This is a genomic window from Kiloniella sp., assembly GCF_048270245.1.
Classification (GTDB): Bacteria; Pseudomonadota; Alphaproteobacteria; order Kiloniellales; family Kiloniellaceae; genus Kiloniella.
Genome location: NZ_JBLWTH010000004.1, coordinates 52,281 through 75,339, shown reverse-complemented (window position 1 = coordinate 75,339; position 23,059 = coordinate 52,281). Strand labels below are relative to the sequence as shown.

Annotated in this window: 24 protein-coding genes; 15 read left to right on the top strand and 9 right to left on the bottom strand. The window is 43.2% G+C overall.

The window, feature by feature from the left end; genetic code table 11:
- Window positions 1-81: 81 nt before the first annotated feature.
- Complete coding sequence (locus tag ACN0W5_RS10555) at window positions 82-438, top strand: hypothetical protein (RefSeq protein ID WP_417454100.1); 357 nt, start codon at window positions 82-84, stop codon at window positions 436-438.
- A gap of 85 nt (window positions 439-523) precedes the next feature.
- Here the strand turns inward: ACN0W5_RS10555 and ACN0W5_RS10550 are convergent, their stop codons facing one another.
- Together ACN0W5_RS10550 and ACN0W5_RS10545 are read right to left on the bottom strand one after the other, a co-directional pair.
- Window positions 524-1,162, bottom strand: a complete 639-nt coding sequence (locus ACN0W5_RS10550; protein WP_299371576.1) for a ribbon-helix-helix domain-containing protein — start codon at window positions 1,160-1,162, stop codon at window positions 524-526.
- Between the two features lie 110 nt (window positions 1,163-1,272).
- Complete coding sequence (locus ACN0W5_RS10545; RefSeq protein ID WP_417454099.1) at window positions 1,273-1,632, bottom strand: hypothetical protein; 360 nt, start codon at window positions 1,630-1,632, stop codon at window positions 1,273-1,275.
- 306 nt (window positions 1,633-1,938) lie between these two features.
- On the opposite strand from ACN0W5_RS10545, the gene ACN0W5_RS10540 reads away from it, so the two are divergent.
- The 9 genes from ACN0W5_RS10540 to ACN0W5_RS10500 all read left to right on the top strand — a co-directional run bounded on the left by ACN0W5_RS10540 (window position 1,939) and on the right by ACN0W5_RS10500 (window position 11,503).
- Entirely contained in the window at window positions 1,939-2,418 is a 480-nt protein-coding gene (locus tag ACN0W5_RS10540) for a hypothetical protein (RefSeq protein ID WP_417454098.1), read from the top strand.
- 163 nt (window positions 2,419-2,581) lie between these two features.
- Entirely contained in the window at window positions 2,582-3,397 is an 816-nt protein-coding gene (locus ACN0W5_RS10535) for an LOG family protein (RefSeq protein WP_417429789.1), read from the top strand.
- Window positions 3,398-3,878: 481 nt separating this feature from the next.
- Window positions 3,879-5,567 (top strand): Na/Pi cotransporter family protein, encoded by a 1,689-nt coding sequence (locus ACN0W5_RS10530; RefSeq protein WP_417454097.1) that lies wholly within the window; start codon window positions 3,879-3,881, stop codon window positions 5,565-5,567.
- A gap of 235 nt (window positions 5,568-5,802) precedes the next feature.
- Window positions 5,803-6,840, top strand: a complete 1,038-nt coding sequence (locus ACN0W5_RS10525) for a putative 2-aminoethylphosphonate ABC transporter substrate-binding protein (protein ID WP_417454096.1) — start codon at window positions 5,803-5,805, stop codon at window positions 6,838-6,840.
- Between the two features lie 298 nt (window positions 6,841-7,138).
- Window positions 7,139-8,260, top strand: a complete 1,122-nt coding sequence (locus tag ACN0W5_RS10520; protein ID WP_417454095.1) for a putative 2-aminoethylphosphonate ABC transporter ATP-binding protein — start codon at window positions 7,139-7,141, stop codon at window positions 8,258-8,260.
- 1 nt (window position 8,261) lies between these two features.
- Complete coding sequence (locus ACN0W5_RS10515; RefSeq protein ID WP_417454094.1) at window positions 8,262-9,965, top strand: putative 2-aminoethylphosphonate ABC transporter permease subunit; 1,704 nt, start codon at window positions 8,262-8,264, stop codon at window positions 9,963-9,965.
- Window positions 9,966-10,123: 158 nt separating this feature from the next.
- A complete protein-coding gene (locus ACN0W5_RS10510) occupies window positions 10,124-10,351 on the top strand; it encodes a hypothetical protein (RefSeq protein ID WP_417454380.1) in 228 nt (75 codons plus the stop codon).
- Window positions 10,352-10,554: 203 nt separating this feature from the next.
- Window positions 10,555-11,079 (top strand): hypothetical protein, encoded by a 525-nt coding sequence (locus ACN0W5_RS10505; protein ID WP_299375615.1) that lies wholly within the window; start codon window positions 10,555-10,557, stop codon window positions 11,077-11,079.
- Window positions 11,080-11,101: 22 nt separating this feature from the next.
- The gene (locus ACN0W5_RS10500; protein WP_417454093.1) at window positions 11,102-11,503 is read left to right on the top strand and encodes a YchJ family protein; all 402 of its coding nucleotides are present in this window, start codon (window positions 11,102-11,104) and stop codon (window positions 11,501-11,503) included.
- Window positions 11,504-11,546: 43 nt separating this feature from the next.
- Here ACN0W5_RS10500 and ACN0W5_RS10495 read toward each other — a convergent pair whose 3' ends face one another.
- The 5 genes from ACN0W5_RS10495 to ACN0W5_RS10475 all read right to left on the bottom strand — a co-directional run bounded on the left by ACN0W5_RS10495 (window position 11,547) and on the right by ACN0W5_RS10475 (window position 14,986).
- On the bottom strand, window positions 11,547-11,870 hold the full coding sequence (locus tag ACN0W5_RS10495) for a cytochrome C oxidase subunit IV family protein (RefSeq protein WP_417454092.1): 324 nt from the start codon (window positions 11,868-11,870) through the stop codon (window positions 11,547-11,549).
- Between the two features lie 3 nt (window positions 11,871-11,873).
- Window positions 11,874-12,548, bottom strand: a complete 675-nt coding sequence (locus ACN0W5_RS10490) for a cytochrome c oxidase subunit 3 family protein (RefSeq protein ID WP_417454091.1) — start codon at window positions 12,546-12,548, stop codon at window positions 11,874-11,876.
- A gap of 169 nt (window positions 12,549-12,717) precedes the next feature.
- A complete protein-coding gene (locus tag ACN0W5_RS10485; protein WP_299375623.1) occupies window positions 12,718-13,008 on the bottom strand; it encodes a chorismate mutase in 291 nt (96 codons plus the stop codon).
- A 214-nt stretch (window positions 13,009-13,222) separates the two neighbouring features.
- Window positions 13,223-14,011, bottom strand: a complete 789-nt coding sequence (locus ACN0W5_RS10480; RefSeq protein ID WP_417454379.1) for a substrate-binding periplasmic protein — start codon at window positions 14,009-14,011, stop codon at window positions 13,223-13,225.
- Between the two features lie 96 nt (window positions 14,012-14,107).
- A complete protein-coding gene (locus ACN0W5_RS10475; RefSeq protein WP_417454090.1) occupies window positions 14,108-14,986 on the bottom strand; it encodes a LysR substrate-binding domain-containing protein in 879 nt (292 codons plus the stop codon).
- Between the two features lie 190 nt (window positions 14,987-15,176).
- On the opposite strand from ACN0W5_RS10475, the gene ACN0W5_RS10470 reads away from it, so the two are divergent.
- The 4 genes from ACN0W5_RS10470 to ACN0W5_RS10455 all read left to right on the top strand — a co-directional run bounded on the left by ACN0W5_RS10470 (window position 15,177) and on the right by ACN0W5_RS10455 (window position 20,299).
- Window positions 15,177-16,331 (top strand): 2-aminoethylphosphonate--pyruvate transaminase, encoded by a 1,155-nt coding sequence (locus ACN0W5_RS10470; RefSeq protein ID WP_417454089.1) that lies wholly within the window; start codon window positions 15,177-15,179, stop codon window positions 16,329-16,331.
- Window positions 16,332-16,380: 49 nt separating this feature from the next.
- Complete coding sequence (phnA, locus tag ACN0W5_RS10465; protein ID WP_417454088.1) at window positions 16,381-17,631, top strand: phosphonoacetate hydrolase; 1,251 nt, start codon at window positions 16,381-16,383, stop codon at window positions 17,629-17,631.
- A 24-nt stretch (window positions 17,632-17,655) separates the two neighbouring features.
- Window positions 17,656-19,089 carry a phosphonoacetaldehyde dehydrogenase gene (gene phnY / locus ACN0W5_RS10460; protein WP_417454086.1) on the top strand — a complete coding sequence of 478 codons (1,434 nt, stop codon included), beginning with the start codon at window positions 17,656-17,658 and terminating at the stop codon, window positions 19,087-19,089.
- Window positions 19,090-19,606: 517 nt separating this feature from the next.
- Complete coding sequence (locus ACN0W5_RS10455; protein ID WP_417454085.1) at window positions 19,607-20,299, top strand: hypothetical protein; 693 nt, start codon at window positions 19,607-19,609, stop codon at window positions 20,297-20,299.
- Between the two features lie 25 nt (window positions 20,300-20,324).
- Here the strand turns inward: ACN0W5_RS10455 and ACN0W5_RS10450 are convergent, their stop codons facing one another.
- A complete protein-coding gene (locus ACN0W5_RS10450) occupies window positions 20,325-21,290 on the bottom strand; it encodes a threonine dehydratase (protein ID WP_417454084.1) in 966 nt (321 codons plus the stop codon).
- 149 nt (window positions 21,291-21,439) lie between these two features.
- Between ACN0W5_RS10450 and ACN0W5_RS10445 the strand changes: the two genes are divergently transcribed.
- Window positions 21,440-22,819, top strand: a complete 1,380-nt coding sequence (locus ACN0W5_RS10445) for a PLP-dependent aminotransferase family protein (protein WP_417454083.1) — start codon at window positions 21,440-21,442, stop codon at window positions 22,817-22,819.
- Window positions 22,820-22,826: 7 nt separating this feature from the next.
- Here the strand turns inward: ACN0W5_RS10445 and ACN0W5_RS10440 are convergent, their stop codons facing one another.
- Complete coding sequence (locus ACN0W5_RS10440) at window positions 22,827-23,057, bottom strand: hypothetical protein (RefSeq protein WP_417454082.1); 231 nt, start codon at window positions 23,055-23,057, stop codon at window positions 22,827-22,829.
- Between the last annotated feature and the right edge of the window lie 2 nt (window positions 23,058-23,059).

The following is a 23,059-nucleotide window of genomic DNA, read 5'->3' as shown; positions in this document are numbered from 1 at the left end:
ATGTGAGTTGTTATTTACAATAAATGCTATATATAGCAGGATCGTTATGTAAAATTATTCTTTTTGAGCTTGCGAGTAGAGATGAGTTCCAACGTAAAAGATACTACGGCTGTTGGTGCCGTGAAAAATAAACAGGGGCCATCGGTTTCTGATGATTTTTTCTACTCTACTTTTGAAAGTTCTTTCGATGATAAGGTGGATATTGTTTCCCTTCATCTCGATGATCTTTTGCCAGATGAATCTGGTGCCGTTGTTCTTTTTGCTGGTGAATGTAACGAGGTATTTTTAGAGGCAGGAGATCTTTTGGTGTCATGTGGTGTCGCCAGTTCACATGTTACTGCTTCTGGTGTCGATGTAACCGGGCTTAATGTGTATAGCTTTGCCAGCGGTTTAACCCTCTATAGCGAAGGCGAAATTACAATCCAAACCGGGATGTGATTTTTCTCGAGTAAGTACGGCTTCTTTCGTTCGAGGTGCCTTTCGCTAATCTTATAAACCATAGTTTTTATAAGGTTGTACAAAGTCATGCTTGTTTGGGGGCCGCTATTCTTGGTGCGCTTGCGATCCAGATAACAAGGTATTGTTTCTTGTGATTAAATAGGCTGGCACGGACCATTCTTGCCTGTGCAGTTATCACTTTGCCGGGGATCATTCTTATTATTCTGGCATCTATATGGTTTATCTGAAGGGATAGGAGTTCGCTTAAGCTGTCCTTCAGCAAGCCTTTTGTTCTTAGCTGGAATAATTTATTTATAGTTGTACCTTCCAAGGCATGTTTGTCTTCACCTAACCAGCTGTAAAATGCATTGTTGCTGGATACGATTGTCATGTCTTGGGCAATAAGTGCTGCTGGGCTGGGGCTTGCATTGATGATGGATACGAGGGTGTCTTTATGAGTATCTACTTCAGCCGACGCTAATTGACGTTCTGCGGATACCATGCAGAATACTCTTAAAAACGATGAAAAATTTGGTCCTTCGTAAATTGTTTCTAGTTTACCAATGAATTTACCAACTTTAAGCTCATGCTCATTGGCAACAGCTTCGAGGGCGCGCCAGAAAACAGGCTCTAACCTGATGGAATAGCGCTTCTTATTGTATTGCACGATCCTTGCTTTTGGGGCTTGGTCTGCAAAGTTAACTGGAAGAATGGGTTTCGGCATGTTCCCTTATTTAAATAAAGCCAGTTATATACCTCTTGTAAGAGGGATAAGATACAGGATGTCGTGTAAATATTGTAATTCAATATTGGTATAAACTGGCGTGAAAAGTATTAGGGAAGCATAATGTCGTCGTTTTGTCCTACGATTCCTCCAAGGTCTGTAAGCTTGCTTCTTAAGGAATACCGTTGGGAAAGCTTCCTTTGGGCAGCTTTGGGTAAATCTGTCATCATGAGTACACGTTTATCGATTAGAGTTGTGATCAGATCTTCTAAAACGCGGATCATTTCGAAGTCGGAAGCTACGAGCTCTTGGTGTATTTCGCCTTCTTTTCCGTCTTGTTGTTGCCCCATTTGTACAAGAAAGGCTGTGAGTTCAGGATTGTCAGTTTCTAAGAATTCGTTCGCTGTACTTGTTTCTTCCTGATGGATGCCGGTAATTTTTCCATCCTGTGATCGTGATACGTAAGGCATAAATTCTCCAGCGGGCGAGTGATAATCACGACCCTCATCTAAAATTGCTAAACGGGTAACCTCCTTAATGGAGGGTCTCTGTGCTTAAGGTAGCGATAAATGGTTAATGACAGGTAAGTAATTGTCTTTCTGATGGAAAATACTTCGCAAAACGATAATGCGAGTATGTTTTAGTACGGCAAAAGATGCCCAGCAAGATTTTGGCCTTGTTGGGAACATATTTTTATCAATAGTTATCAATATACTATCATTGCAGGCACTGTGGTGTGTTATGTTTGTTGTCGTGTAATAATGAAGGGGATTGAGATGGTAAAGTTCGTAAGTAAAATTATTTTTTTCTTAGGCGTGTTGATTGCAGGTTTCTCTGTGTCCGCGAATGCAAGACCCTTAACCGGGGTACAGGATATTAAATTAAATATTTCACCCCTGGGGCATTATAGCAAGCAGTGCGGGCTGAGTAGAGAAGCGTTTGAGCGTGCTTTATTGGGGGGAATTCCCGAAGGCGGTATTCGTCTGAGTAATTCATCGTCTTATTGGCTACATACTCGGGTAACGACAGTCATTTTTGAAAAGACCAATTGCGTCAGTAACGTTGAGGTCACGTTGTACGCAAACACGCGCTATTACAATCCGGCTACCCAGCAGGAGCTTTCTGGACGTGTAGAAGTGTGGCGGGCTGGTGGATTATATAGTTCTGTAAATGACAGTCATCAGGTTCAGGTTAATAGCGCATTGAGAAAGGTTGGACGCAAGCTACACGAGGCTTGGAAAAAAGATCAGCAGTAGGTTGCTATCGAAAATTTTCAGAAAGTTTTTTTCGTAAATATTCGTGATTTAAATTTTGCTTAATAAGCTGATCTATAAAATGGTGATGTTATTTTTATTAAAATGACTTTGTTCTCATGTATTTATGAGGCGATATTTATAGAGTGTTATTGAAAGGTATTACATGGACGATAAGACATATGATATTCCGAAATTTTATCACGATGATGATTTTATGGACTCTGGGGATGCTCGGCCATTAAGAATTCTTTCTGAGTATTTTGGTCCGCAAAATCGATTTGAAAAATTTAACGTAGAAGACACGATCGTTTTTTTTGGTTCTGCCCGTATTAAGTCAGAGGAAGAGGCTCTGGCCGCGATGGCTGAGGCTAAACGTACCGGGAATGGTTTGCGTAAGGCCGAGCAAATGATGAAGGTCTCTAGGTACTACGAGGAGACGCGTGAATTAGCACGGCGTTTTACAGAGTGGTCAAAGACCTTAACAAATGATGAGCGCCGTTTCGTTGTGTGCACAGGTGGTGGCCCTGGGATTATGGAGGCAGCTAACAGAGGTGCCTCGGAAGGCAAGGGGATTAATGTAGGTTTAAACATCTCATTGCCTTTTGAGCAAAGTGAGAACCCTTACATTACCCGAGAGTTGGCTCTGGAATTTCATTACTTCTTTATGCGTAAGTTTTGGTTTATCTATCTGGCCAAAGCGGTTCTGGTGATGCCAGGCGGTTTTGGTACGCTTGATGAATTCTGTGAATTGCTAACACTTATCCAAACCCAAAAAATAAAAAAGAAGATGCCAATAGTTCTCTTTGGGTCTGATTATTGGAATAAGGTGGTGAATTTTGAAGCGCTTTGCGAGTTTGGCACCATAAGCGAAGAAGATCTTGATCTCTATCTGGTTACAGATTCTAAGGATGAGGCTTTCGAGTATGTCACCAAAGGATTGTTAGAACATGCGTTGGAATCCCCCGGACCAATGCTCTGAGATGCAATTGAGTTGAAAGATTGTTTACAGGCCTCTTCATAGAAGGGGCCTGTTTTTTATGAAGTTGCTTTTATGGGGGCGATTATTATTGCTATTGGATTATAGTTCTATCCATAGGACATAACTATAACAATCATACAAAATATCGATTTGATGTATGTCGATTGTCACGCCACTATATAAATAATTCTCTTATTTTGACGTAAATATAGTTTTTTGTTCAACTATAAATGTGCAAATGTTAGAAAAATGGTGTATATAGATATATTTTTGTTGATATTTTGTTGTTAATGCCACATTTTATTGTTATGAAAATATTTCTATATTGTGACACTTTTGTGAAATTAGCCTTGTCTGCAAGAGGAGCTTAAAGCTACAAATACTAATTCTGGAATGATCTGCCACATGGTAGGTGTGGTGCTGCGTTATTCGCGGGTAGTATTCTGTAACCAAAAAATCATTGAATGAGGTAAGTATAAGCGTGTCTGGTTTTGACCTTTTGTTAAAAATAGCTGGTGGTGTTGCTCTTTTATTGTGGGCGACAAGAATGGTGCGCACGGGTGTGTTGCGTGCATATGGCAGTCAGCTTCGTCGATTTTTAGGATCGGCCACTAAAAGCACGCTTTCTTCATTTGGTATGGGCATCGGTATGGCCGGTATCCTACAAAGTTCCACGGCAACGGCATTACTTACAGTTGCTTTTGCAGGAAAAGGATTAATCGCGATTGGGCCAGCTTTGGCAGTGATGCTGGGGGCAGATGTCGGTTCTACGCTTGTCGTACAAATACTCTCTCTGGATATTTCCTGGTTATCACCAGTATTGATTTTAATAGGATTTGTTTGTTTCACCACAAGACCAACAATGACACTTCGCCACTTGGGGCGCGTGTTTATTGGGCTTGGCTTGATGCTGCTTTCATTGAAGCTGGTGGTTGGTGCTTCTGAGCCAATGCGTGATAGTGTGGTTTTGCAAAACATTCTGGCCGCTTTGTCCGAAGCCCCGTTGTTTGCCGTTATTTTGGCTGCTTTAATTACCTGGATCACGCATTCGTCGGTGGCAATGGTTTTATTGATAATGTCGTTGAGTGTCGCTGGGGTCGTTTCCGCTGATTTAGCTCTGGTTCTGGTCTTAGGGGCAAATGTCGGTGCTGGTATTGTTCCTATGGCCTTAACAATGTCAGAAACGCCAAAAGCTCGACGTATACCCATGGGGAATATGCTCTTTCGATTTGCGGGTGTTCTTATCCTTTTACCATTGATGGAAATTATCACGCCTTATGTTGCAGAATTGAGTGGTGCAGGTGTAGGACGCCAAGTGGCGAATTTCCATACCATATTTAATATTGGCCTTGCGATTGTCTTTTTGCCGCTTGTCGGGGTGATGTCGAGCTTAATGGAGCGCGCTTTGCCTGAAGGTGCTGGCGCCGAAGATGACCTTAAACCTAAATATTTAGATCAGAGTGTTATCAATACTCCAACAGTTGCTGTGGCATGCGCTACCCGTGAAGTACTTCGTTTAGCGGATGTTGTCGAAGAAATGTTACGTAAGAGTATTGGTGTCTTTGAAACAAATGATCCTGCACTTCTTCAGGAAGTTAGCAAAGCTGATGATCAAGTTGATGAACTTCATGAAGCAATCAAACTGTACCTTACCAAGGTGAGTGTTCGTGAGTTGGATGAAGACACAAGTGCACGTTGTGTCGAGCTGATTTCATTCACGACCAATCTAGAGCACATTGGGGATATCATTGATAAGAATTTGCTTGAGATAGCGAATACAAAAATTAAGAAAAGGATTGAATTCTCTGAGCAAGGTTGGATTGAATTGGTCGAGCTACATCGCATGGCATTGGATCAGATGCAGCTGGCGATGACGGCTTTTGTATCTGGTGATGTGGATATCGCCAGACAGCTTATTGCTGGTAAAGAGAAGTTCAGGGATATGGAGCAACGTGGTGGAGACAAGCACCTCGATCGGTTGAGAGAAGGACGCATAGAATCAATTGAATCCTCTGCTTTGCATATCGACATGATCAGGGATTTAAAGCGAATAAATTCACATTTGACATCTGTTGCTTATCCGATTTTGGATGCGAGTGGTGAATTGCATGAAAGTCGTCTTCGGGTACGGCCTCATTCTGAGAGAAGGTCTGCGAAGGCGAACACGTAATCCGGCGTAGCCGGTAAACTGAGAGTGCTATTGGCAGGATACTCTCAGTTTGAAAGGGCCTTGATTCCTTTTCGGAGGAATTAAGTTTGGACGGATGTTCAAGTTAAAGTTTTTGCGTAACAAAGACTTAGCATAAATGTAACAAAGTGTCGCTATAGACGGCACAGTACATAAAACTGAATAGGGATGTTGAAGGGAAAGCCCTTTGACGATCACAACGAGGAGCATGAAAGTAATGAAAAAAGCATTTTCAACCAAACTGCTAGGTGGCGTAGCCACAACTTTGGCCGCTATTGGCTTTCTTACCGGCAGTGTATCTGCTGAAGATCTAACTGTTTATACTGCTGTGGAAGCTGAAGATCTGAAGCGTTATGCTGCTGCATTTAACGAAGTTCATCCCGACATTACGGTCAATTGGGTACGTGATTCCACAGGTGTTGTGACGGCTAAACTATTGGCTGAAAAAGACAACCCGCAAGCTGATGTTGTCTGGGGCTTGGCTGGGTCCAGTCTTCTTCTTATGAAAAAAGAAGACATGTTTGAAACTTATGCTCCTGCTGGCGTTGATCAACTGGATAGTCGCTTCCGTGATAATTCAGATACCCCTGTTTGGGCTGGTATGGATGCGTGGGTTGCTGCTGTTTGTGTGAACACAGTTGAAGCAGAAGCGAACAATCTTCCAATGCCAACATCTTGGGCTGATCTGACGAAGCCTGAATATAAAGGCCATGTAGCAATGCCAAACCCAGGGTCTTCTGGTACTGGTTTCCTAGATGTTGCTAGCTGGTTACAAATGTTTGGTGAAGAAGATGGTTGGGCGTTCATGGATGACCTCCACGAAAACATCAGCCATTATACACACTCTGGTTCCAAACCTTGTAAACAGGCTGCAGCTGGTGAAGTGTCAATCGGGATTTCTTTTGCTTTCCGTGCTGCAAAATCTAAAAACCAAGGTGCGCCATTGGAAATTGTGATGCCATCTGAAGGTGTTGGCTGGGAAATGGAAGCTGCGGCTATTGTTAAAGGTACCAAGAAGCTTGATGCTGCTAAGAAATTGATGGATTTCATCGTTTCCAAGCCAGCAATGGAGCATTACAATCAAGGTTACGCTGTTGTTGCTATGCCAGGTGTTTCAAAACCAATTGAAAATTACCCTGCAAACATTACAGACAGCATGATCGCAATGGACTTTGAATGGTCTGCGAATAATCGTGATGCGATTCTGGCTGAATGGACAGATCGTTATGATTCCAAGTCTGAGCCTAAAAACTAATCAGACCAAAATCATAAGGTAAGTTAGATATTCCGCTCTTTGGTGAGCCAGAGAGCGGAATATCAAAATACAAGTGTTAGAACGGTGATACATTTTCACTTAACGCTCTACACAATAATTTACAGTTAAATAAAACGTCAGTAATCAAACGGAATTCTATTGTTTTGATGTTTGAGCCAGGTTTTGAAAAGTGCAAATTCTGTGCAAAATATCGAGAGTCGTTGATGCTGATGCAATTAAGCTGTTGCAAAAGAGCACAGGATAAACTGTGCCGTTTTGCCGCTTGAGAGGAATGGCAATGAGCGCAAATACTGCTGATATCCGGGTCGAAACAGGAAATGGGCAAAAGCCCTATTTAACAACATCTAATTTAACAAAACAGTTCGGTAACTTTACGGCGTTATCCGATATTTCGTTAGAGATTTACGAAGGCGAGTTTGTGTGTTTCTTGGGGCCATCCGGCTGTGGGAAGACCACACTATTACGTGCTATCGCAGGTCTGGATATTCAAACCTTTGGCACAGTGACGCAAGGGGGGAGCGACGTTTCATCTCTTCCGCCGAGTGAGCGAGATTTTGGTATTGTGTTCCAATCGTATGCTTTATTCCCAAATCTGACGATCCACAAAAACATTGCCTTTGGTTTGGAAAACAGAAAACTGCCTAGGGCTGACATAGATAAACGAGTTAATGAACTTCTCGAACTTGTTGGTCTTAACTCACAAGCTGACAAGTACCCTGCACAGTTATCTGGGGGCCAGCAACAGCGTATTGCGTTGGCACGAGCGATTGCGACAAACCCTGGTTTGCTATTGCTTGATGAACCTCTATCTGCGTTGGATGCAAAGGTACGTGCCCATCTTCGCCATGAAATCAAAGAATTACAGCGTACACTTGGCGTTACAACGATTATGGTCACACATGATCAGGAAGAAGCCCTGACAATGGCAGACCGTATCGTTGTTATGAATGATGGGGTCATTGAGCAGGTGGGATCGCCACTTGAAATCTACCGTCATCCGGCGTCAGCCTTTGTTGCGGATTTTATTGGTACGATGAATTTTGTTCCGGGGCAGGTGAATGGCCGTGATACCCTTAAAATGGGTAGTGTTGAGCTTAAATGCGACCCAGAAAAAATCACAGAACGTGGTAATATTACAGTAGCCTTCCGTCCTGAAAATCTTTTGGTTCAAGAGGGTGATAAGAAACTTCCAAACGCCTTCGAAGCTGAAGTGAAGTTTATGGAATTTATGGGATCCTTTTTCCGGGTAGACCTGTTGAGTAAGCAAACCAATAGTGATGCCCATATCAAAGGGGATTTTTCTATCAATATGGTACGTCGTACGGGTGTTAAAGAAGGTGACACCATTACGGTTTCTATTCCTCAAGACCGTTTGACGGTATTTCCCGGAGTAAAATGATATGGCGGAGGTTACAAATTCTACGCCATTGAAAATGGTGAAACCAAAGGCCAGTCGTGACGATTGGACCATGCGCGCCTTTATGGTGATGATTGGGGCTTATTTGCTGATCGCATTAGCCTTCCCATTGTACACCATGCTGTCAAAGTCGTTCGAGAATAAAGACGGCGTTTTCATCGGCGTTGAAAACTATATCAAGTATTTTTCTACGCCAGCTCTGTTTAATTCCATTGAAAATTCAGTAACGATTTCGATCATTACTATGGTGATAACGGTCACGTTGGCCTTTATTTATGCCTATGCATTGACCCGATCCTGTATGAGGTTCAAGGGTTTTTTCAAGATCATGGCAATGATCCCCATTCTGGTTCCTTCTTTGTTACCGGGGATTGGGCTTATATATATGTTCGGAAAACAGGGTTATATGAAGTGGCTTCTGTTTGGAGAGACGATATATGGTCCTTTGGGGATTGTGATCGCAGAGGTTTTCTTTACCTTTCCCCATGCACTTTTGATCATAATGACTGCTCTGTCGATTTCTGACGCACGTTTGTATGAAGCAGCAACTGTTTTACGCGCACCAAAGTGGAAGATTTTCTGGACTGTTACATTACCAAGCGCGCGTTACGGCTTGATTTCTGCTGCTTTCGTTGTGTTCACATTGGTGATTACGGACTTTGGTGTGCCAAAGGTGATTGGTGGGCAGTATAACGTTCTCGCAGTTGATATTTATAAACAGGTAATCGGCCAGCAAAACTTTTCCATGGGTGCTGTGGTTTCCGTGGTACTTTTGATCCCTGCGATTTTTGCGTTCTTTATTGATCGACAGGTACAGAAGAAACAAGTTGCACAGTTATCTGCCAGAGCTGTTCCGTACGAACCAAAGCCGGATAAAAAATTTGATACGCTTATGATGAGCTATTCCGGCTTTATCGTGTTGATTATTGTTACAATTCTTGGAACCTGTCAGTTTGCTGCCTTGGTGAAGTTCTGGCCCTACAATCTTTCCCTTGGCTTGCAGCATTATAACTTTGATCTGATGGATGGCGGCGGATGGGATTCTTATTATAATTCTATCCAGATGGCTCTTTGGACAGCGGCTGTGGGGACGACAGTTGTGTTTACCGGGGCTTATATGGTGGAAAAGGGGCGTGGTTTCCAACAAGGAAGAACACTGTTCCAATTCCTAGCGATGATGCCGATGGCTGTGCCGGGTATGGTGTTGGGTTTATCCTACATTTTCTTCTTTAATAACCCAGATAATCCTTTCAACTTTATCTATGGGACAATGGCAATCCTTGTCGTTTCAACTGTGACTCACTTTTATACTGTGGCGCATCTAACGGCGATGACAGCATTAAAGCAGATGGATAAAGAGTTTGAATCCGTCTCGCAATCTCTTCAGCAGCCTTTTTACAAAATGTTCCTGAAGGTCACGGTACCGGTTTGCTCGCCAGCTATTTTGGAAATTGCGATCTATCTCTTTGTGAATGCAATGACGACAGTATCTGCGGTGGTTTTCATCTATTCGTACCACACACAGCTGGCATCGGTAGCGGTTCTGAACATGGATGATGCGGGGGATATCGCCCCGGCAGCAGCGATGGGAATGATGATTTTCTATACGAACGCGGCAGCGCGCCTTCTTCATGCTGTTGTGTCTAAATATATGGAAAAGAAAACGCAGGCTTGGCGACAACGCTAATGCTTATCGTTGTTTAATAGGCAGTATATTTAGTGAAACAAAAGGGGCAGATATCTTCTGTCCCTTTTGTTATTTTATTGTCTGATGAACTAAAGGAAATCTGTAATGCCCCTTTCAGCTACTCAACTCGCTGAAAAACAGCTTGCTGCGATCTCGATCTGTTTTGCTCCTGCTTTAGTGATGATGTCGAAGTTGAATTTCTTATCGATGGCGAAGTTCTTTTTCGGGGAATGGCTGCTTTTCGTAAAGCCTATGCAGATTGTTTTTCTCATCCAAATTTACACGCCAAGTTACTTAACCGCATTGCAGTGGGACGTGTTGTCATTGATGAAGAAGAGGTAATAGGCCTTTGGGGATGGTGTCCTTCATGTGTTGGCAATCTATGAAGTAGTTCATGGGCTTATAAAGAGAGTTCGCTTTGAACGAGCAACCAATAAATAGAACACATGTTGGGGATGCATCTCATGGTTTTAAGGTAAATGTGATTTAAACGTTCTTGTGTTGCGCTATAACCCTATATTAAAAGAAAGTTCACAAGTTATTAGTCGAAATAGTTTAATCTACGATCATGGGGGTTCGGATATAAACTATGCATATTTTACTAGGTATTGTTGCTGTTTTAGGCGGAATTGCTTTTTTCATTTGGCGTGTACGGTCAACTGCGGAAGCTGCAAGGGATGTTGTTGAAGCTGTCGATGATATCAGAGCGACGGCACGACGTTATAATCACGGACGTAAAACCAAAGCTAATCCGCTTGAAAATGTTGAGGACAACAGAGTTGCTGCGGCGACAATTTTGGCAGCTTTTGCTCGTATGGATGGGGACTATACAAGAGAACAGCTGGTTGCGATTAAAGAAGAGTGTAAGCGGGTGTTCAATACATCTGAAGAAGAGGCCGTTGAAATTACGGGCCAGAGTCGTTGGTTGATGGAACAGACTGCTAATGTCGATGAAGCTATCAGGCGATTGAGTCGTGTGCTGAGGCGAGCTTTAGACGTGGAAGAGAAAAAACAACTTCTAACAATGGTTACCTATATCTCTACAATTGAGGGTGGCCAAATGAGTGAAGCGCAGGAACAAGGGCTTAGTCAACTAAGCCGCCAGTTGGCGTAAATTACGAAGGTTCAAATCGTTTATGGTTGAGACTGAAATGTGTCCCTGCGGAGCAGGTGACCCTTATGATGTTTGCTGTTGCCGATTTCATTCGGGTTTGGCATTACCAGAAACTGCTGAACAGTTAATGCGGTCTCGTTATTCGGCCTATGTTAAACAGGATGTCAGTTATCTAAGAGCAACTTTGTGGCCGCAGTATCAGAAATCATTTAATGAGCTCGGCACATTACTTAGAGCGCAAGATAGCCGATGGCTTGGGCTAGAGGTTATAGCAAGTGATCGTGGGCAGGTAACCGATAAAGAGGGATCGGTCGTATTTGTTGCTAGATCTGTTGTTAATGGTGTGGCCCATGAGCAGAGAGAAAAAAGCCTGTTTCGTAAAAAAGGTCGCCAGTGGTATTATGTTAAAGCCCTCTCAGAATAAGGGGGGGGTATGGTGAGGAAAAAAATTGATTCAAAGCTTGTTTCTATATACCAAATGCCAGAGCATAAGCGGCTAAAACCATTCCGGTGATGACGAGAATTGCAAAAAAGAAGCCGCGTTTCCATTGTGGTGCTACGTGACGGAGTTCTAGAAAATCAAGTAAAAGCAAGCGGCATTTGAATAGAGTTGTTAACATTAATATAACAACAGGAATAAAACCAATTGGTGCCGCTATTTCTTGTGATTCAAATACATTACCGCTGAACATGCTGATTATTGTTAATCCGAACATGAGCGCCCAGGTGATGATGAGGCGAAATACGGGGACAGGCTTTTTACAGGGGGTATTATTGAGGGGGGTGCTCATAGGTTACCTCACCAAATAGAGAACTGGGTATAGGATCAGCCAGATAAGATCTACCATATGCCAAAAGGCGCAAGCAGTTTGAATGTTTTCGTGCCGATTGTAAAAGCTGACCAATCCAAGAAGTAATAAACCAAAGATTACATGTGCGGCATGAAAACCAGTCATGAGGTAAAACAGGGTATAAAAGCTGTTGGTTTCTATTGAAATCCCCAAAGCGCTTTTTTCGCCGTACTCGTAAAATTTTAATGCGAGAAAAAGAAACCCAAGGGCCGCTGTCACGGATAAGAAAGCGCGGGTCAAAGATGCTTTGTTTTCTTTGCTTGTCTCGTTGGCTAGAGCAGCGAATAAGCCGCTGGTTATGAGAATTAAAGTGTTGAGACCCCCAATCAAACGATTGAGTTGAGCTTGTGAATTGGTAAAGAGTTCTGGGCTTTCTATAAATTTTACACAATACCCCGCAAGTAATAGGCCAAAAACCATGAGTTCACTGATAATCAAGATCCACATCATGGGATTACCAGGAAGTGCGTCTAAAGGGCCCCAAGCACTTTGATTATTTGGGATCGGATCAACTTTTTTTCGGGAAATACCGGGGGCTCGCCGTTCTTCATTTTTCTCAGTCCTGATTTCTTTTAAGTATACCTCGTAGAAATCACTATCTTTATCTGGTGGATGCATGGTGTCGCCTAGGATCTCTCTTTTAGAGTGTTTATCCTTTATTGATGAGATTAGGTTGGCAATACGACAAAATGCCTCAAGTAGAGTGACCTTCTTGAGGGTAGATATATTTAGGAAAACTAAGAGTAACTATTTGGCAGGCCTTCTTTGTTCGCGATCTGACCTAGAATTATCCCTTACGGATTTTTTTATGATTACGAATAACTTCTTCGATAACAAAATTGATAAATTTTTCTGAGAAATCAGGATCTAATTTTGCCGATTTTGCAAGTTCACGCAGGCGTTCGATTTGTTTTTGCTCTCTTGACGGATCTGCGGGGGGCAAGTCGTACTCTTTTTTGAACAGCCCGACTTTTTCTGTGACTTTAAAACGCTCTGACAGCATATAGATTAAAGCAGCGTCAATATTATCAATACTATCCCGGTATTCACCAAGCTTTGCTTTAATATCATCTGTCATTCTTACTGTACCTTCAAAACGTCGATAAAATTAGACAATGTCTTTGCCGTTTATTGCGTTCAAAACAACGCAAAGAGTAATCTTAGTATTTAACTAGAAATCTTATAGATGTGCAAAAGCGGTGAGTAAATTAGAATACATCAATAGAAAATATTTTCTTGTGTGCCTTAATGGAAATAATGTTGGTTTGTCAGAAGCTTCGGGTGGGGGGGGCTCACTTTCTTATTAAGCTGAGATGGTCATCTATAATATTTTGTAAAGTACCATCATCTCTCATGTCTAAAATGGCCTTGTTCATATCATCAACTCGATGAGCACAATTAGCATTTTTGCTTATCATGACATGCATCGCATTCGATAGGATTGGCATATTCAAGGGAACAATGTTTTTTTCCAGACCAAGGGCATGGATGTGTTGCAAGCCTTCTACATACCCCAATATCCCATAATCAGCCCTATTGTTCTGGAGCATGATAATTATGCTATCGCTTTTCGGAACTTCTGTGAAATCTAGATGATTGCTCGCAAAGTAATCGAATTCGTCGCCGAGTGAACCGCCGAGTAATCTCATACCTGAGTGACCAATAAGGTCCTGAGGAGATGTGAGGGGAAATTGTTTACCGTCTTTGACAAATACTCTGAGTTCATCAGTTCCGAGTTGCTCTGAGTAATGATATTGTGCCGCGCGTTCTTTGTTCCAATAAGCACCGAGCACCATATCAACATTTCCCTGTTCTAGGTCATAGAGAATACGTTTCCAGGGTTTATCGTTATCGATCTCAAGTTCCAGACCAATTCTTGTGAGGGCTTCTTGTGTTCCATCAACAACGATACCGGTTAGCTGCCCATCGTCTTTCCGATAGACAAAGGGATACCAGTTATTAATGCCATTGCCGCTAAATGATGTGCAGCTATTTGATGGTTGAGCCTGAGAGTTAGCATTGAAACTAATGGTAAAGAAGCTGACAAGAGCAAGAAATACAATGGATATTCTGATGAGCATCACTTGGCCTCTCTATGTCTATACAGGAAAAGCTTGGTAGAACTATACCATACCGAGGCTCTGAAAGTGGTTAATATATTTTTTCATACCAAGGCCCTAAGCCAGATTAGTTGCTGTTGAGCTTTGTATTTGGTCAAAGAACGCGCGTATCACTGGTGAGTCCTTTTGGTCTTTAAGACAGGCGACATATTCAAGGCCTTCGAGTTGAACATCTCTGACCGTTAGCCCATGAAGGCGAGTATCGTTGCCGAATTCGCTTTCAAAAACCACCCCGATCCCAAGGCCAGATGCAACAGCCTCTCTGACGGCTTCACGGCTTCCGATTTCGAGAATATCGGTTAATTTAACCCCAGCGCTTTCAAGAGATGTTTCAAAGATTTTACGGGTGACGGAACCCTTTTCTCGCAAAATAATACGATGATGAGGCAGTTCGGTGATACTTATACTGCGTCTTGCAGCCCAGGGATGGTTCCGATCTACGAAAACAATAAGCGGTTCCCGTTTTAAGGGGGCGGCGTGAAGGCGTCGGTCTTCATGGATGTTGGGCATAACTACAACATCAGACTTTCGTTCATAAAGCCCCTGTAGAACCTGTTGAGAGTTACCAAAGCTCATTGAAAAGTTAATCCCGGGGTACAACCGGCTGAAAGTCGCTAGTAAGGGGACAACATGATAGGGGGCATCTGCTGCCACGCGGAGCTGCCCTGACATAAGGCCGCGGGCCGAAAGTAAGACCTGTTCTGCTTCCAATTCAACGGCAAATTGACGGAGAGTTACAGCATGTAAGCGACGACCGATTTCGGTGATTTCGATACCGCGTCCCCGGCGCTCAAACAGTTTTACACCGTAAATTTCTTCCAGAGCTGCGACCTGACCAGAGAGAGTTGGCTGAGTTACATTGAGAACATCTGCAGCCTTGGTAAAGCTGCCTTCACTAGCAACGGCATGGAATGCGCGGATTTGAGCATAATTCATAGGTGAAACCAATTTGTAATATAAAAAGTATCGATTTGATTTATGATAAAGATTCGATGCATATAGAGCAAGACGTTCAGAACACTTAAAATAAAAAGTTTATAAATAGGTGGATGAACAGATGAAGTTAATCAGGTGATGTGGGGTTAACCCATCGCTTTTGTTCTCGGATCAAATGAGGAGATCCCATATGTCTAATAAGACATCTGCAGTTGCTGCTTCCCCGTCTGGTGACCCCTGGCTTTTAACTCCAGGTCCCTTGACTACGTCTGTTGCTACTAAGGAAGCAATGCTTCATGATTTTGGTTCTCGTGATAAAAAATTTATCGAAATTAACCGACGTGTTCGCAGTAGTCTCTTAAGCATAATTAACGGGCAAGATGATTTTGTTTGTGTTCCCATGCAGGGCAGCGGAACTTTTTCTGTAGAAGCCATGTTGGGGACGCTGGTACCGCAGGATGGTAAGCTGTTAATCCTTGTCAACGGCGCCTACGGTCATCGTATGGCGAAAATCTGTAGTTATTACGGACGTGCACACGAGATTATGGAATATCCGGAAGATCAACCCGTAAGTATTTCAGATCTCGATACTCGCTTGAGTGAAGATAAGGACGTTACCCATGTCGCTGTTATCCACTGTGAAACAACGTCTGGTGTCCTCAATCCAATTGCGGGTGTCTCCGAGGTGGTTGAAAAGCATGGGCGTTCTCTTTTGATTGATTCTATGTCTGCGTTTGGGGCACTTCCTGTTGATGCATCAAAAATCAAATATGATGCAGTTGCTGCTTCTTCCAACAAGTGCCTTGAAGGTGTCCCTGGAATGGGGTTTGTTCTTGTTCGTAGAACTGTTTTGGAAAAAACAAAAGGCAATGCGCCTTCACTGGTTCTGGATCTTTATGATCAGTGGGTGCAGATGGAAAAGACAGACCAGTGGCGGTTTACTCCGCCGACACACTGTATTGTTGCCTTTGAACAGGCTATTCGTGAATACGAAGCTGAAGGTGGTGTTGAGGGGCGCGGAGGTCGTTATGCTTCAAACTGCAAAATTCTTGTCGATGGTATGCGTGCGATGGGTTTTGAAACACTCTTGCCTGACCATCTGCAAGCGCCAATTATTGTGACCTTCCACAAGCCGACAGACCCAAAATTTGATTTCCAGAATTTTTATGATCGTCTTGCTGAACGTGGCTATTTGATCTACCCGGGTAAGCTGACTGTTGCAGACTCGTTCCGTGTTGGCTGTATTGGTCGCATGGGTAATGATGACATTCGCAATGCATTGGTTGTCATCGAAGAAACAATAAATGAAATGGGCGTGAAAAATTGCGCGCCGGCTGCTGCCTAATTCGATATTCGTTCCTTGATTGGGAATTTGTTATAGTGGGAGATACCCTATGAGTACTGGTAAACTCGTTCAGGCCAATGGCCGTTTGTATAAAAGATCTGACCGCCCGGTTGTGGTCGTCTGTGTTGATGGCAGCGAACCTGATTATATGGAAGTCGCGATGAAGGCTGGGCGTATGCCATGGCTGAAAAACTTACTGGATAGCGGTGTGAATACAAATCGCATTGCTGAATCTGTTGTCCCTTCGTTCACAAATCCAAACAATCTTTCTATCGTCAGTGGTTGTCCGCCACGCTATCACGGTATTTGTGGTAACTATTTTTATAATCAGGAAACTGGTGAAGAAGAATTGATGAATGCGCCAAGTTACTATCGCGCAAAAACAATCTTCTCTTCTTATCAGGACGCTGGTGCCAAGGTTGCTGTTGTCACCGCAAAAGACAAACTCCGTTTACTTCTTGGGCACGGCCTTGATTACAGCAAAGGCAATGCGATTTGCTTCTCTGCTGAAAAATCTGATCTTGCCAATATGGCAGACAATGGCATTGAAAATGTTAATGATTTTGTGGGGATGCCTGTTCCTTCTGTATACAGTGCTGATCTTTCCGAGTTTGTTTTCGCTGCTGGCGTCAAACTGTTGGAAACTGTTCGTCCAGAGATCATGTATCTTTCCACAACCGATTTCATTCAGCATAAATATGCTCCCGAAGAAGAGGGCGCATTGGCCTTCTATGAAATGATGGATAAATACTGGGCACAGCTTGATGAGTTGGGTGCTGTCCTGACACTTACAGCTGACCACGGGATGAATCCAAAACATGATGCTGACGGCAAACCGAATGTTTTGTATCTTCAGGATCTGTTTGATGAATGGTACGGCAAAGGTGCAGCCCGTGTTATCCTGCCGATTACTGATCCATATGTTGTTCACCATGGTGCGCTAGGATCTTTTGCGACTGCTTATCTGCCAAAGGGGCAGAGCGTTGATGAGGCGATCAAACGTTTATCTGCGATTGATGGTGTTGAGTTGGCGGTATCTGGCCCTGCTGGTTGTGCTATGTTGGAGCTACCCGAAGATCGTATGGGTGACATTATCATTATTTCCGAACGTCACCTGGCCTTGGGAACTTCTGAAGAACGTCATGATCTTTCTGCGTTGGACCGTCCATTGCGGACGCACGGTGGTATCACCGAGCAGAAAGTACCGTTTATCAGCAACCGCCCAATGTCGGGTATTCCATCAGATATGCGTCTTCGTAATTTCGACGCGTTCTATTGCTCTGTAAACTACGCTGAGTAATTGGCCTTAAATAAGGATAGAAGAATGTCTGTAAAGATTGTTGGTCATGAACCAATGCGTATCGCCGGTAAGAAGGTTGATACCGAGGGCCGTATTGATGTGCATTACCCCTACACTAACGAAGTGATCGGGTCTGTGCCTCGCGGTACAGCAGCACATGCAAAAGAAGCTTTTGAAATTGCAGCAAATTACGAATCAAAGTTGACACGTTATGAGCGTCAACAAATTCTCTTCCGCGTGGCAGAGATTTTGAACAGTCGTAAAGAAGAGATTTCTGACATTATCACTGCTGAATCTGGCCTTTGTAAGAAAGATTCATTATACGAAGTTGGTCGTGCCTATGATGTTTATACACTGGCTGGTCAGATGTGTATTCTGGACGATGGGGAGATTTTCTCTTGTGATATCACACCTCAGGGTAAGTCACGTAAAATCTTCACAGAGCGTGAACCCTTGAAAGCAATTTCTGCCATCACACCGTTTAATCATCCTTTGAATATGATTTCTCATAAGATTGCGCCTGCAATTGCAACAAACAACTGTATTGTTTGTAAGCCAACCGAGAAAACGCCATTAACGGCTTTGATATTGGCTGATATCATTTATGAAGCTGGTTTACCAAAGGAAATGCTGACCATTATCACGGGGCTCCCAGAAGATCTTGGTAATGAGTTTATCACGAATAAGAATATTGAACTGGTGACATTCACTGGTGGTGTGCCTGTTGGCAAATACATCGCTGAAAATGCAGGATATCGCCGTACAGTTCTTGAACTTGGTGGTAATGCTCCGCTTATTGTGATGGAAGATGCCGACCTTGATAAGGCCGCTGAACTTGCTGTAGCAGGTGCAACGAAGAACTCTGGCCAGCGCTGTACCGCTGTTAAGCGTATTCTTGTTGTTGAAGAAATCGCAGACGAATTTTCCAAGCTTGTTCTTGAAAAAGCACAGAAGATCAAATACGGCGATCCGATGGACCCGGAAACAGATCTTGGGTGCGTTATCGATGCTGAATCTGCGTCAATGTTTGAACGTCGTGTGAACGATGCCGTCGAAGTAGGCGCTAAGCTTCTTTATGGTAATAATCGTGAAGGCGCACTTTATCCGCCAACGGTTGTTGACCATGTTCCATTCGATTGTGAATTGGTACGCGAAGAAACCTTTGGACCTGCTATTCCGATTATCCGCGTAAAAGATATTGATGATGCGATCCGTGTGTCAAACTCAACGGCTTTCGGTCTTTCATCTGGCGTTTGTACGGATAACTTCAAATATATTCAGCGCTTCATCAAAGAGCTCCGTACCGGAACGGTAAACGTTTGGGAAGTTCCTGGATACCGTATCGAGATGTCACCATTTGGCGGTATCAAAGATTCCGGCCTTGGGTATAAAGAGGGCGTTATTGAAGCTATGAAGAGCTATACAAACGTAAAAACCTACTCATTGCCTTGGCTTTGAGGAACATAATGACACTCTGCTGAGTATCTGAGCCTCGTGGTGTTTCTGGTTGGTTTTAACCACGCCCAGTTGGTTTGTTTTAAGTATTTAGTGATGCTTAAAATTGGGAATCTCGTATAGATTAGGTGATATGACTAAAGGGGAAGCAAAAGCTTCCCCTTCTTTTTTTGCAGTCAGAATGAATGATGATGGTAACTGTTTGCTGGGTGATAAATACCTAATCTGTTTCAGCAAATTTAACTTATACGTTGCCATAATACTATAAATTGAGGTATTAGAGGAATTGGAAGGCGGCTTGACATTTTAGGTGTTTGTGTCAGGTTAGCTAAACTTGGGCTGTGGCATTTGCTACAGCCCTTTTTTCTTAGGCCTTGCTGTAATGCTATCACGTGAATGATGAAATACTCGTGGTTCCCCTTAGTAAATAAAGGTTGGAAAAAAGTAATCGAAAGTTAATATCCTTTTCTTAATATCGGCAAACCGCTTTGCTTGTCGTTTATTACGGTGATTCAGTATTATGATACGCTGGATAGTTACTATCTTAATATTTTTTACCTCTTCAATGGCATACTCTGAAGAGGTAAAGAGTAATTGTCCTCGGAAAATTGCCAGTATTAGCGAAAGTGTTATAGCAGATACCGGCGCGCGTATTCTCAAGGAAGTATATAAAGCTCTTGGCTGTGATATAATTGTTGAAGCTTTGCCGGGGCGAAGAGCTCTTGCCGCCTTCAATAATGCTTCTTCAGATGGCGAGCTCTATCGATTACGTATCGCAGAGAGTAAATACAAGCGAACTTTCGTCCGATCGGATACTCCTATTTTTACGGTTAACCATTCATTGTGGAGACATCCCAACCAGGACTTGTCATCTCAATTACCTGTCGGGTATGTGCGGGGAGTTTTGTGGCAGGAAAATTACATGGATGGACGTCGTGGTAAGATATTTAACAGTGTTGAAGATGCTTTTCGTGCCTTTGATAATGGAGAGGTTGGTGCATTCTTGTCGTCTGATTTTTCCGTTGTTTCCCATTTGAATAAAAACGGCTTTCAGATTATGCCAAAAAGATTCCAGAAAATTAAAACGGCCTTTCTTTATCACTACTTAGGGGGCGAATTCGCCCCCTTTATGAAACGGTTTTCAAAATATATTTTATTGCATTCTTCGTTTTCTGAAATGGAAGTGCTATTGGGTGATGATTTTGTTAACTAACGCTGAGCTCTTCACTTAATCGTTATCAAGTTGGCGTGATTCCCTCCAGAATAGTTTTAAACTGATTAGTATCAATATTACCCCCTGTAAGAATAACACCGACCTTTTTATGTGTTAATTTATCTCTTTCTTTCATCACTGCGGCGAGTGAGGCAGCGCCTGCTCCCTCTGCGTTATTATGTGTATCGCTGAAATATATTCTGGTCGCTTCGGCGATTTCATCATCACTGACTTCTACAATACGTTCTGTGCCTTTCGAATAGATACTATAGGCATCTGCGATTGGTGCACGAACGGCCATTCCGTCAGCGAAGGAGTTTGCAGCTTCTGTATTTATAATTTGCCCGCTTTCAAAGGATTTTTTTGCCGCTGGAAACTGGTCAGAAACGACACCAATTATTTTTGTTTTCAAATTCAGAGCATTTCTGGCGGTTATGGTACCGCATATGCCTGAACCGCAGCCGATAGGGACGTAAATATAATCCAAATTCGGATGGGCTGTCATGAGTTCCAATCCATAGGTTGCCACGCCCAACATTATTTGTTCGTGAAAAGGAGGAACGACAAATAGGTCTCTTTCCTTTGCTAGCCGGGCAACTTCGACAAGGGCTTCGTTGAAGTCGGCCCCATATTCAATCAGCTCGGCACCAAAAGCACGCATGGCATTGTTTTTTTCTGATGAATTTCCGTGAGGAACAACAATAACAGATTTGATCCCGGCCATTGTCGCTGCAAAAGCTTGTGCCTGTCCGTGATTACCCCGTGTTGCGGTAATGATTCCTTTTATGTCAGGATGATTTGCACGCAACCAACTCATGAAAGTTAATCCGCCACGTGCTTTGAAAGCGCCGATGGGCGTGTGATTTTCATGCTTAACAACGACTGTACAGCCTGCTTTGGTATTGATCTGTGGCCAGCTGTATTGCGGGGTCGCAGACATATGTTGATAGATATATTGCGCAGCACTTTCAAGCTGTTGCTTTGTAAACATGGTCGTCTCTTTCTGAATGCTTTGTCAGCAGTGGGGTTATCTTGCTGATGATGAGAATTGACTATTCCTCATTGTGATTTTTTAAAGAGTAGCAGCTTGATTGTATGGTTCAATATTAATATTGTATGGCATACAATAAAGTGGATGTTATGTGGAAACCTGAATTAAATCCGAAAATCAAAACTAAATATTTGGCAATTGTTGAGGCTATCTCAACGGCGATCCAACAAGGTGAACTATTGTCTGGAGAGCGTTTGCCGACCCATCGTGATCTTGCTTGGGAGTTGAAGTTAAATGTCAGTACGGTTAGTCAGGCCTATAAGGAAGCGACAAGACGACATTTGATTGGCGGGGAAGTTGGGCGGGGAACCTATGTTCTTGCAACAAGCCGAGAAGCAGAGCTTTTTGCCCTTAAAGATTCTGGGGAAAATTCAGATACGAGCAGGAGTTTTGATTTATCTACCAATATTCCTGCCATACATCCGGATGATCAGAACGCGCAAAAACTGCTGTTTGAGGCAGTTGAGAGAGGTGCTGGAACCCAGGCTTTCGCCTATCATTCATCTGATCTGCTTATGCGAACTAGATTTGCTGCGAGCCAGTGGTTGTCTTGGCGCGGCTATGAAGTGAAACCAAGTGATATTGTTCCTTGTGCCGGGGGGCAGCAGGCACTCTTGGCATCTCTGCTCGCTCTGTGTGAACCCGGAGATAAAGTCATTGTTGAAAAATATACCTTTCCCGGGATGAAGGCGGTTGCCCGCCAGTTAAGACTTAAGTTGGTTGGGGTTGACTGTGATGACGATGGTATAGAACCAGAGAGTTTGGAAAAGGCCTTAACTGCAAGTGGTGCGAAAATTCTTGTCCTTAACCCAAATTTGAACAACCCCACCGGCTTTACGACTTCAGAGCAAAGGCGCTCTGATATCGTTGGAATCATCAAACGTTACAACGTCGTTGTTATTGAGGATGATGTGTACGGGCCTTTAAGTGGTAATAAGCCGCTATCTGTCCTTCTCCCAGATCATGCTGTTTTGATTTCGAGCCTATCCAAGTCAGTGGCCCCGGGTCTACGATATGGGTTTGTCAGTGGGTGTCAGCGTCTGGTCAAGCCAATTGATGCAGAAGTTCATGCAACAAACTGGGCTATGAGCCCCTTTATGATTGAATTAGCAAACATGTGGATCTTAGAGGGACGTGCCTTTGCCAGGGTTGACTGGCAAAGGCAAGAAGTTGAGGCTCGGTGGAGCCTCGCGAAATCGCGATTTAAAAAGATGGGATCTGTGAATTGGGAGAAAATACCATGCCCCCATATTTGGCTCGCGGTTTCAGGTAAGGTGAGTGACGTTGTTGACAGGCTTCATGACGCCGGTGTTGATGTGGTTTCTGGGGATTTATTTTCGACCGTCCCTCAGCCGACTAATCACATCCGTATCTGTTTGACTGCCCCTGAAAGTCGATCACTTCTTAGTCACGCAATTGATAAGGTGGTTGAGTGCAATGTATTGTCAGGCTCGCTGCGCTTAATTTAGATTATTATTAGTGGTAGCTCGTTAAACGGTGGCGTTCAGCAGGTCTTATATTCCAAAAGCCAATGTCTTCTTTTATATGCATTGGAAGGTTATGCATATCTTTAAGGGATATAATTTTCTTCGTTTTATTTAATTTAAATAAATTTTTAAACAGGTTACGGACAGTCCATAAGCTATTTCTACTTTTGATTGATGTTGCGACATGATGCGAATTACATGGATTATTTGCGATAGCCATTT